Raw genomic sequence first — 11,588 nt, forward strand, 5'->3', positions numbered from 1 at the left:
GCATCAAATATGTGTTCAAAAGTTTTGAATGGTCATATCATACTGACAGACACCAGTATTACAACGATTTTAGCACCCGAAATGACCTATACGCCTAATAGTTTTGGTTGAAATTTTGATTATGGGTGCGAACCCTGCATATGTTTCTTTCTGTTTACCAATCTTTTGCGAATGTATCATAGTTTTTACTTCCTTGCCGATATATTCCGGGAATACGCATCATTACGTTATAGCCGTAAGCCGCATCAAAATTTTCATCATAAGCAAGGTATGCGATAAAATTCTGAATCATCGAGATACATCCGAGTTCTGCGAAATTCACCTGCGGCAATACCAGATCGTCGAAAACAATGATATTGCTGGTTCGCTCAATATTCCACATAATAGCATTCATCGACCATTTATCCATATCAAAATCCACGAACAAGTCGCTTTTCTCGCTATAAAACGGCACGTTTACATTACCATATTTTGCCTCGGATAACCCGGCAAACGGTTTACGGGAATACACTTGTTCGTAGGAGGTAAATTGATTATACGGATTAACGAATCTGATCGGATCTTTTTCAGAAACATAACCGTGCCAGGCATAGTCGATCAGTTCGCCGACGGCAATGCCACCTGTAAGACTCGTGTCGTAAAACGATTCGGTAGGCTCTTCGTAGTCGACCACGGTCAGCATCTTGTCGGGCATCGCTTCGTGCAGGGCCTTGATCAGCTTGGGATAAGAAGTGGTATTTACCGCAGGCATTCCCTCTTTCCCATAGCCGGAACCGCGATCCCAGAGATTTACGCCGTCGAGCTCATAAGTCGTAATGAAAACTTTGACCTGAGTTACGAAATCGGCAATCTGGGCGTCGCTCATATTGCAGAAACCTATGCCTTTACCACCGCCTTCGATACAGACACATACTTTGCGCCCCTTGTCCTGCATCTGCCGAATGTACTTAGATGCATGTTCAACCGTATAGCGTAAATCCGATGTGGGAGCGAAAAGTGCGCGCTGTGAAGCTACATTATAATCAATCTGGGCGATTCGCAGATTGACGATGTTGCCCAATGAGGCCCTGTAAACTGATTCGAAGGTATTCATGTCCTGTTTTTCCCAGGCTACGTAGTCGGCATAATGCGCCTGCACCTCGCTGGTGTTGAGATAAAACACGGTTGTCCACTCGGTATCCAGTTCTATATTATGAAGGTTATTGCCCTCCTGATAGATGTTCTCATCGAATTCCCGAACAGTTACCCCGTAATAAAGCACATGCTGCTCGTTTTCGGAGATATTGACAACGACTGGCATCAGATAGATGCCCGGCGTCAATCCGTCGGATTCGATTGTCAAATCGAGTTTTTCCGAAACTCGTGTTCCTGCCGGAATCGTGATTTTACCGCCGTTAGCTAATTTGATATTGGCAACAGGCAACGGTTGCAGATTGGCCTTGTTGTCGGCATTGTAATCTGCTACCAGTGACGGGTTGGGTGTCGCTGTCAGCGTTAATGCTTGCGATGCCGCTTGATTGAGCCGGTAATAGATCTTATCGGAAACAGCATCTTCATTGCCTTCGGTAAGATGAATGGGCACTCGGTCTCGCAGCGATTTCGAACTGCGCAGCGTACCGGCAACCGTCTCCAGTGTTTCCTTATCGGGTTTTTGCCCTGTAGCGTAGGTGATTTCATCCGTACTACAGGACGTAACGAAAGCCGTTATCGCTACACATAACAGTCCGCCCCGGAGTAATTGGCTTATTATATTTTTCATTTTCATAATCGACATTTTAGATTACTCTTTATTGATTTGGGGAACTTCAATGCCGTTGGGCCAGTCAAGGTCTTTTTCAGCTACAGCGTCGTTGCCATTGCCGGTCCAGTCCTTGATGACGTTACCTTCGCCCTCGTCAAATTTCCAGTAGCCGATCAGGCCGGGAGTTTTGGGATCGACATCGTACATATTGTCCCAAATTTCCTGTTCGCTGCGGGCTACCGACCAGACACGCACTTCGGTAATATCGCCGTTGAGCTGGCGCGAGTCGTCATAAGACTTGCCGAGGAAGAACTGGCGGAAATTACCCCAGTCCTTGTAGTCCTTATACGTTTCCGAGTCTTGCAGGTAGAGATCGTAGAAGGCGCGCCCCGCAAGGTTGAACGGTGTCGAGGCCGAATTTCCGAGATCGGTGCCTCGGCTCTGGAGCTTGCCGTTGACGTAGATGCAGACCTCGCGCGTAGCATAGCTGTAAGTGGCGGCAATGTGGTACCACTCCCCGGGATTGAGCAGTTTCGTCTCGTCCTTCTTGGGGAATTTCCCGAAGCCCGGGGTCTGAGCTGCATCGCCCGAACCGTCGAACTGGATCTGCTGGCGCGGGAACGAAGCGTCGCCGATGCGCAGCAGCAGGTAGTTTTCGACACCCATGATCGTCGAAATCTCGGAATGCTTCGAAAAGTCGTCCACACGGATAATCGCCTCGTAGGTTACGGCCATCAGGTTGTTGAACAACATACTGCCCTCCGAAGCCTTGTCGAGCGTCGGGAAATTGATCCAGTTGTCGCGCAGCGAGGCCGCCGAGGTGATGGCCGAGGAGCGTTTCACCAGATAGTAGGCCGTCGCGGAGCTGTGCAGCTTCGCAACACCCCCGCCGACATCGGCAATCGTCACGGGCAGCAGGTAGGTCTGGTCGATGGGCAGTTCCTCGACCTCGCCCGAGCCGTCGAGATTTTTCAGTTTCAAGGTCACGGCATCCGAGATGGTCTTGCCGGCCGGAATCGTGAGTTCGGTCACCGATAGTTCATAATATTTCGCATCGAGCATCGTCCACGACGTATTGTGCCGGGCATTGTAGGTTTCGACCAGCGACGGATCGACTTCGACGCCGACGCTGACCGCCTGCGAGGCGGGATAGCTCAGCACGACGGAAAAGGTCTTCGGCAGATCGGGCAGCGTCTTCTTGAACGTCGTGACCTGTGTGTCGCTGTTCTCCGAAACATTGAGGTAGACCACATTGTCGAAAGGCGATTTATTATCGTATTCGTCGTTTTTACAGCCCGTGAAAGCTACAGCCAGCAGGGCCGCCGCTAAAAGATATGGATTGTTCCTTTTCATAGCTTTCGGTTATTTGGATGGGTTCAAGGTCTGTATTGCTTGCCGGGTAAGCGGATAGATAAACTCGGCACCGAAATAGTCTGCATTGACACTATAGATACAAAGACCGGCCAATGGCTGCGGTCCGATTTCGGGAATGCGTATTGTCAATGCAGAAATCGCATCCGCAGCACCCTTATCCTCATCCGTAAATTCGTATTCAGTCATGGCCCCGAGTAACAGTTTATTGCACGGAACGGCGCCGGCACTCAGAGCGCGAAGGACTTGTAACTTTAAGTCAGTAGCGTTGTCCGTCTCTTTTGTATCGAGTACGAAATAGTCGACCTTGCTCCGGTCTGCCGGGGTGAGGAACTGGGGATCGCCCTCGAAAAGCAGCAACAGCTCCTTGCCGGGACCGGCCACGGCGGCAAATTTCTCTATGAAAAGCGATGCTACGGCTTTCTGCGCTGCCTGGTCGGTATATGATCCGAAAACGGGAATCCCCGAAAAAGAGAGTCCGTCGAGCCCCAGTTCGCGGGTGCGGGCGACGACCTTATCCAAATAGGCGCCCAAAGCGGTCAAGTCCGTAAATTCGGCGCTGCGCGAAGCGTAATCGACAAAATAGACGGCGCGCGTCCCTTTTTCCTTGAGCACGGTGAGGTCTTCCCGGTCATATTCCGAAAAATTGTCGGCATTGGTCAGCGACACGACGTCCAGCGAGTCGGGAAGGCTGCGCAGGCAGTCCTTTTCGCTTGTGGCGACGGGTGCGCCGTTGGCGAAACTGGCGAAAACGAGCGCATGTTCGCTCTGCTTGTATTCCCGCAGCGCAGCTATGTATTGCGCCCATAATTCGGGGTCTTGCTCGTTGGGACGCTGCGTTTTCTGAGGTACGCTTTCCGTCTCCGTCCAATCGTTGCACGAAACTACGAAAAGCCCCACGAGAAGCATCGTTCCCCAGAGTGATAATCTATTTATTCTTTTCATAACGGCTTATTCTAAAGGTTTCACATCCCACCATACGCGCGTCCCGGCATTGTCCCGACCGTTGAGCATCGAAATAGCCTCCTGCAGATGGACGGGATTTTCGGTATACTCCTCCGAAGGATACGGGATACGGCGGGCTCCGTATTTTATATTCACCGTACCGGCACTCTTGTTTTCGACTGCAGGCAACAGCTTGGGATAGCCCGTGCGGCGATACTCCGACCACGCCTCGATACCCAGCGGGAAAATAGCGATCCACTTCTGGGTGATGATGCGTTCCAGGTTACGCTCCTTGACGGCATCCGTATCGCCCGCTTCCCACGGAATCGTAATCGTGCTGGCCGGGCTCTGTGTACTGTAATTATCCATCGGATCGATATATCTCAGAGGCGTACTGAGCGCATCGGCCAGATAGGTGTCGACACCGGTCGCTCCCCGCTCCTCGAACGACAGTTTGACGGCCTTTTCGTAGAGATCTTTGGCATCGCCCTGCATCGCCCAGCCGCGCAAGGCGCCTTCGGCGCGCAGGAACGTCACCTCCGCGGCATTCATCCATAGATAGGGCGTCTTGCTGTCCACGATCTGATTGGAATAGGTCGAAACCATCGCCGACTTGTTCGTCGGGTCGGTGCCGATGCGCATGCCGTAATAATCGGTTTTCTTGTTCCAGGTACCCTGGGTGAACATCACGGCGCGGCGCGGGTCCTTATAGCCGTTCATATAGCTGATGATGTCGGCGCCGACGCGGTGGTCGCCCCAGTCGTTGTAGATCAGCGCCACACGGTTTTCGGGAGCGTGCATATAGGCATTGTCCGCGTTGTCGAGAATCACGCCGTCCGCAACGGCCTCCTCGGCCTTCTTTTGGGCGATATCAGATTTCACATACGACAGGCGCATAGCCATTCTCAGTTTGAGCGAGTTGGCATATTTGATCCACTTTTTGATGTCGCCGTAATAAACATTATCCGACTTGCGGAACGCCTCTGCCGACATCTGCTCGTTGGCATGCAGGGCCGCAATTACGGCGTCCAGCTCCTCGAACATCTTCATATAAACGGTTTCCTGCGAATCGTAAGCGACCGTGAGCGACTCGGACGAATCCTCGATCACCTTCGAATAGGGAATCGGTCCGTAAGTGTCCGTCATGCGGTGCATGATCGCTATGCGGAATAACCGGGCAAGGGCTATGGCCGCTTCGTCCTCGGTGTTGTTCACAACGCCGCGAAAATAGGGATAGACTTCCTGCATGACGATTACGAAGGGCCATTTCAGCCAGTCGGCAGAGGGGTTGAAGGTCGAGAATTTCTCTTTCCACCCATCCGGTGTCTCCGCCATATAGCCGGCATAGGGGTTGCCGGTCAGCGATTCGTTGAACTGGTATCTGTGTTCCTGCACGGGAACGACCCAATTCTGCAATCCCCGAAGGTTCGTACTGATCTTGTAGTTCTCGCGCCCGAGTTCTTCGTCGGTCGCCTCCGACGGATTGCGGTTGATGGCGTCGAAATCGCTCATACATCCCCAGGCGCAGAACAGCACGGCCGAAAGCAGCAGGAATTGTGCTGTTTTTACTATCTGTTTCATACTGTTCATCGTTTAGAAAGTGAGTTTTACACTGAACCCGAAGTTGCGGAGCGAGGGCATCATGAAATAGTCGATTCCCTGGTAATTATTACCGGTCGTAGCAATCGCCTCGGGATCGAACGGCGCTTTGTTGTAGATCATCCACAGATTACGGCCGACAAAAGCAATGTTGATTTTGCAGACATCGCGGAACCATTTGCCCGGAAGCGTATAGCCCAGTGAAAGTTCCTGTAGGCGCACATTGGTCGCAGAATAGGTGTAGTACTGAGGGAGTCCGCTTTGCGAACTGATTGCAGCATACCACCGCTGGGGATCAATCATCTCCCGTCCGTTGATCAAGATACCTCCGGCATCACGCGCCGCAGCCGAAACCTCCGATACGCCGAACAGATCCATATTGGCCTGGGTTGCCGAATAGCAGATACCTCCTATGCGAGCCGTGAAGAGGAGCCCCAGATGCACACCCTTCCAATCGAAATCGTTGCGCCATGCCAAATTATAATCGGGGAAAACAGAGCCGAGATAGATATCCTCGCCAACGTCTGTCGTTATCAGGTTACCGTTGCGATCCACCTGCACGTACCCGTTCTCATCGTACTTGAGATTGGATGTCGTATACAGGTCGCCCAGTGTGCCGCCCTTCTTGATAATGTACTTTGCCTTACCGAGACCCTTGATCTCCAGACGGTCTTTCAGCGGTTCGCCGGTCAGCGGATCAGTCAGGCCGTCCATCAGTTCAGTGACTTCGTTCTTATTCCAAGAGAAGGTGAAGTTCGTATCCCAGGAAAAGCTGTTCCACCTATGGCCGTAACCCAGGCTCGCCTCGACACCCGTGTTGCGGACGTTCCCCGTCTGGACGTACATGCTCGAATAGCCCGACGAGGCGGATACCGTAGGCTGGAACGTCTGATTATTCGTATCGGCCCGATACCACGAGGCGGCCAGTCGCAAGTCGTTCCACAGCCGGGCGTCGATACCGACCTCCCAGGTTTTGGTACGCTCCGGGTAAAGCTGTTCGATCGGACGGAATGTCGTAGGCAGCCATTGCTGGTTCGTCTCGTCGTAAGGATAGGTTGGAGTGGTCAGGAATCGCGGGAAAGGAATACCTACCGATGAGAACGATGCACGCAACTTGAGGTAGGTAAATGCTTCGGGCATGTCGAAAGTCGCTGTCGGCAGCCAGGAGAGGCCCACCGAGGGATAGAAGAACGAACGCTGCGGTGATCCGGCCAGTTGTGAGGCCCAGTCGTTGCGACCCGTCACGGTCAGATAGAGCATCGATTTATAGCCCATCTCGACCGAGGCGAATATCGATTGTGTCTGCTCCTGCCAGCCGTATTTCTGGGCGCGGGATTTCTCCTTGTCCAAATCGAAAACGGTAAACATATTCGGGATACCGACCTCCCGAATCGGACCGCGATAGCTCAGCTCTTTACTCTTCGTGTCGTTGACGGACGCACCGACATTGGCAACCAATGAAAATTTGTTGTCAGCGAAGGTCTTGTTGATATTGACCATTACATCGGCATAGATCTGCTCATCGGTATTGCGAATTTCCGTATAATGCCCCTGTGTGCTACCTTCCGTGATCGTGGTATTCGATGAAGCGTAGAGTTTCTGCGTGAAGATCGAATTGGTATTGTCGATCTTGGCTCGTCCCGAAACATTCAGCCACGGCAGGATGTCGAAAGCAATCGACACGTTGGCCATATAGCGTTTTTTGTCCGTATTGCGGGGATTGCGATACGCAATCCAGTACGGGTTCTGCATGCGCAGATCACCGCCTTCGCCCTGTGGCCAATATTGCACGGCTATCTTGCGGGCAGGATCCCAGCGTTCGAAAATTTTCGCAGCTTCGAAGCTGTCGCCTCGTGGGAACAGATAAGCCGAAACCAGCGGGTTCGAATAGACCCCCTGATTGGTCATGTTCTGATCTTTCTGCACGATGTAGTTCGCACCTACGTCCACACGCAGGCGGTCTTTCAGAAAATGCGACGTATTTCGGAACGTGAAATTGTAGCGATCATAGAGGTTATTGGGTATGATACCTTCGGAATTAACCGATGCCGCGGAAAAGAACATCTGGTTCTTCTCGGTACCCCCAGAAAGTGTTACGGAGTTGGTCGTGACATAACCCGTCTCGAAAAAATCATCCGGCGTGTATCCAGTACGCGCCGCATCGGTCAACTTCTCGCCCCAGCTGTAGATCGGCGAACCCGAAGATTTCCCGTAGCTGCCCGTACCGTAGCGATTCTGGAATTTCGGCATCACGAAAGGTTTGAGAAAATCCGTGTGATTCGAATACGAGGCACTGAATGTTCCAGCCTGACCCTTCTTCGTCGTAATCATAATGGCTCCGTTCGCGGCACTCGAACCATAGAGGGCCGCTGCGGAAGCTCCGGTCAGGACCGACATCGATTCGATATCCTCGGGGTTCAGGTCGGCAATAGCTTCCGTAGCGCCGCGAGAACCGAATTCCGTATCGCCGCCGTTGCTCACGTTATACATCGGAATACCGTCGATCACATAAAGGGCGTTGGACGACTGCGTGATCGATTTGTTACCGCGCATGACAACCTTGGAGGCGCCGCCGACACCCGACGACGAGGTGTTGATCGTGATACCGGCGACCTTACCGGACAGGGCGTTGATGAAATTGGCATCCTTCACATCGGTAATGGCGCTCGATTTCACCTGCTGCACATTGTAGCTCAAGGCTTTTTCCTGACGCTTAATACCAAGAGCAGTAACAACCACCTGCTCGATTTCGGCAGCGGATTCTTTAAGCGTAATGTTAAATACAGTACGGCTGCCAACAGCCACCACCACAGGCTCGTAGCCCAAAAAATTAATTTCCAGTTGGGCTGTTGCGGTGGGGGGGGGTACCTGAAGCGAGAAGGAACCGTCTGCGCCAGTGCTGGTTCCCACAGCCGTACCTTTGACGATGACGGAAGCTCCGACAACAGGCTGTTTGTTCTGATCCAGCACAGTACCTGATACCGTTACCGGTTTTTGGATCGGCTTTTTTTTCAGAACGATGTTCGAGCCGCTGATTTGATAGCTTACATCGGAGCCTTTTACCATTTGGATTAAGGCTTCCTGCAAGGGCTGGTTTACAACATTGACACTGACTGAGCGGGTGACATCTACGTCATCGTCAATGGCAAAAAGATAGCGTGTCTGCTTCTCTATTTCGGTCATAACCAGCTTCATCCGCACGTCCTTCAACTGAATGGTTACGCGAATATTTTGTGCGTATACACTTGTAAAAGGGGTGCATAGACAAGAAAGAACCAAAAGAGTAGGCAGCCAGATTTGCTGAATAATCTTTTTATTCATACATTTGTAAATTAAGGTTCAAGGTTAGAGATCGGTTAGTATTTCTGATTGGACCGTGCCTATGAGTGCTTCCTTCACTCATAGGTTTTTTATATCAGAAACAAAAAGTAAAGATGTCTTGGTTTCTATCTCATAGGCAAATTTTTTTATTATTAGATAAACATTTACAAAGGATTACATTTATTCTATTCGAATAATATTTTCAATTTCGTCGTAGGTATATGTAAAGTCCGAGGCCATTTGAAGCAGTTGCATAGCGTGGTTTATTCCATCTGAAACTCGAATCTTGCAACTCTGATATTTGATGACAGGCAACTCTGGTCGCTTGATAACAATTTTCACGTCATAGTATTTTTCCAACTTTTCCACGATCTGATCAAAAGGCATTTTGTTGAGCGTGATGATGCCTTCCGGCCACCGATATTCATCCGGATCTTCGATCGGAACTATCTGTAAGTGTCCATTTTTGAGATTTACGACTGAATTTTCGTCCATCAATACCGATTCGTCGCTTAAATGGCTTAATACCGCAACCTTACCTCTGAACAATGCTGTGGAAAACAGGTTTTTTGCCTCGTCAGCAATGACATTGAAATGGGTTCCCAATACTTTTACATCGCAAGCAAAAGTTTCCACAATGAATGGACGGTCTGTATCTGGCTCTACATCGAACATTGCTTCGCCATATAGTTGTATTCGCCGTTCTTTTCCTACAAATATCGAAGGATATACGATTCGACTGCCGGAATTGAGATCAATGACAGAACCATCATTCAGTGTAACTCGAATTTGTTTTCCTGAAGGGGCTTCAATCGTAGTTATTTGATTTGTCCATTCACTGACTCGATGAGTGAAAAGCATGTAATTTATAACAAAGCCGATTGCCAACACCGCAGCTATCTTGCTTGTAAATCGAATAATCTTTGACAAAGTTAATAGCCGAATTGGGCTGACCTTACCCTGAACAGGTGATTCGAAAGTTGTGTACATTACTCCCAATACATATATATCATGAGCTTTCTTCATCACTTTTTGATGTTCGTCAGGATTATCGTCCATCCATGCCTTAAGTAGAGCGGTTTCTTCTTCGGTAAGTTGACCGGCGAAGAACCGAAATAACATGGCATCTGTAATTTGAGTCTGTGTCATTTTTTTATTTGCTTCTATATATATAAGCCACAACTCAACCACTTTCCCCCTAAATTGTATTCATTTTTCGCAAATAAATATTTTTAATATATTATGGAAAATATTTATAATTGCAATGCATTGTATATTAGAGCATTAAATGAATGCTGCTTAATATGTGATTATCTCGAATAATTTAGTTATCTTTGTGTATCTGATATGACAATGGACACTACGGCGTTATCACATCAAATGTTCGATCAGTTATTTCGGCAAAATAAGCGACAATTATTCATTGTCGCTTTCAGTTATGTTCGGGATGAAGATGTCGCGCAGGATATTGTAAACGACAGTTTTATGTCCATATGGGAGCGTCGGGAGAGTATAGAGCCCACCAATCTGAAAGCCTATCTTTTCCGTGTTGTTAGAAATAATTGCCTTCATTATCGCCGGGACCAACAAATCGGGAGAGCGGTCTGTGAAAAGATCCGTCAAAAAGAAGCCGGTTTGATGGAGTATTACACGCGGACGATTGAAAGCTGCGATCCCAATGAATTGTTTACAACTGAAATTCTTACAATTTACAAAGAGCAAGTAGAGCAAATGCCGGATATAACCAAGCAGGTGTTTACTCTTAAAACAGAAGGTAGAAGTTATAAAGAGATTGCTGATATTCTGCACATCAGCATAAAAAAGGTCGATAAAGAGTTGCAAAAAGCCACAGCTAAGTTACGTGAGTCTCTTAAAGACTACTTGTCGGTTTTAGTTGTATTTTTTACTCTTCTCGAAAAATAAGTTCCTTAATCTATCAAACATTAAGTACTTTATTTTAGTCTTAGATATTTCGCACTATTAACGAGCTTATTGGGGCTCAATCTTTTTTTCAAAATATTTATTTACGGAAAATGAATATAATTTAGGGGGAAAGTGGTTGAGTTGTGGCTTATTATAATAGACAAGCTAACAACAAAAATAATAACTAATGATACTTTATCCTCCTTTGCGTTGGGTTCCTACGCTTTATTTTGCAATGGGCTTGCCGTTCGTGGTTCTGAACATGGTTTCTGCCGTTCTGTTCAAGGATCTGGGGATCTCGGACGCACAAATCGCGTTCTGGACATCGCTTATCATGTGGCCGTGGACGATCAAATTCCTGTGGAGCCCCTTCTTGGAAATTTTCCGTACCAAAAAATTCTTCGTCGTCACGACGCAGCTCCTAAGCGGCATATTGTTCGGCCTTGCTGCTCTGTCGCTTCACCTACCGTCGTTCTTCGCCGTTACGATCGCCGTCTTTGCCGTCGTTGCGTTCAGCGGCGCCACGCACGACATCGCGGCCGACGGCGTCTACATGTCGGAACTCACGACGCAGGATCAGGCGAAGTATATCGGCTGGCAGGGTGCGTTCTACAACCTTGCGAAACTGGTCGCCACGGGCGGTCTGGTGTGGCTTGCGGGGTGGCTTTACGAGGGTTTCAGCACCTCG

At 49.3% G+C, this 11,588-nt stretch carries 7 protein-coding genes and 1 pseudogene; 2 read left to right on the forward strand and 6 right to left on the reverse strand.

The window, feature by feature from the left end; translation table 11 throughout:
* Positions 1 to 154: 154 nt before the first annotated feature.
* The 6 genes from BHV64_RS08655 to BHV64_RS08680 all read right to left on the reverse strand — a co-directional run bounded on the left by BHV64_RS08655 (position 155) and on the right by BHV64_RS08680 (position 10,126).
* Positions 155 to 1,765: a BT_3987 domain-containing protein gene (locus BHV64_RS08655; protein WP_288115744.1), complete on the reverse strand. Its 1,611-nt coding sequence runs from the start codon at positions 1,763 to 1,765 to the stop codon at positions 155 to 157.
* Between the two features lie 15 nt (positions 1,766 to 1,780).
* Positions 1,781 to 3,094 carry a DUF1735 and LamG domain-containing protein gene (locus BHV64_RS08660; protein ID WP_279183228.1) on the reverse strand — a complete coding sequence of 438 codons (1,314 nt, stop codon included), beginning with the start codon at positions 3,092 to 3,094 and terminating at the stop codon, positions 1,781 to 1,783.
* Between the two features lie 9 nt (positions 3,095 to 3,103).
* Positions 3,104 to 4,057: a glycoside hydrolase family 18 gene (locus BHV64_RS08665; RefSeq protein ID WP_279183229.1), complete on the reverse strand. Its 954-nt coding sequence runs from the start codon at positions 4,055 to 4,057 to the stop codon at positions 3,104 to 3,106.
* Between the two features lie 6 nt (positions 4,058 to 4,063).
* On the reverse strand, positions 4,064 to 5,638 hold the full coding sequence (locus tag BHV64_RS08670; RefSeq protein ID WP_195622772.1) for a RagB/SusD family nutrient uptake outer membrane protein: 1,575 nt from the start codon (positions 5,636 to 5,638) through the stop codon (positions 4,064 to 4,066).
* 12 nt (positions 5,639 to 5,650) lie between these two features.
* Positions 5,651 to 8,977 carry a TonB-dependent receptor gene (locus tag BHV64_RS08675; protein WP_026318219.1) on the reverse strand — a complete coding sequence of 1,109 codons (3,327 nt, stop codon included), beginning with the start codon at positions 8,975 to 8,977 and terminating at the stop codon, positions 5,651 to 5,653.
* 180 nt (positions 8,978 to 9,157) lie between these two features.
* Positions 9,158 to 10,126 (reverse strand): FecR family protein, encoded by a 969-nt coding sequence (locus BHV64_RS08680; protein ID WP_288115745.1) that lies wholly within the window; start codon positions 10,124 to 10,126, stop codon positions 9,158 to 9,160.
* A 204-nt stretch (positions 10,127 to 10,330) separates the two neighbouring features.
* Here BHV64_RS08680 and BHV64_RS08685 point away from each other — a divergent pair, with 204 nt between their 5' ends.
* Together BHV64_RS08685 and BHV64_RS08690 are read left to right on the forward strand one after the other, a co-directional pair.
* The gene (locus BHV64_RS08685; protein WP_018695056.1) at positions 10,331 to 10,900 is read left to right on the forward strand and encodes an RNA polymerase sigma-70 factor; all 570 of its coding nucleotides are present in this window, start codon (positions 10,331 to 10,333) and stop codon (positions 10,898 to 10,900) included.
* Between the two features lie 187 nt (positions 10,901 to 11,087).
* A pseudogene (locus tag BHV64_RS08690) lies at positions 11,088 to 11,588 on the forward strand (MFS transporter); the annotation flags it as partial.

The sequence above is a fragment of the Alistipes sp. 56_sp_Nov_56_25 genome, from assembly GCF_001915285.1.
GTDB classification, from domain to species: Bacteria; Bacteroidota; Bacteroidia; order Bacteroidales; family Rikenellaceae; genus Alistipes; species Alistipes shahii.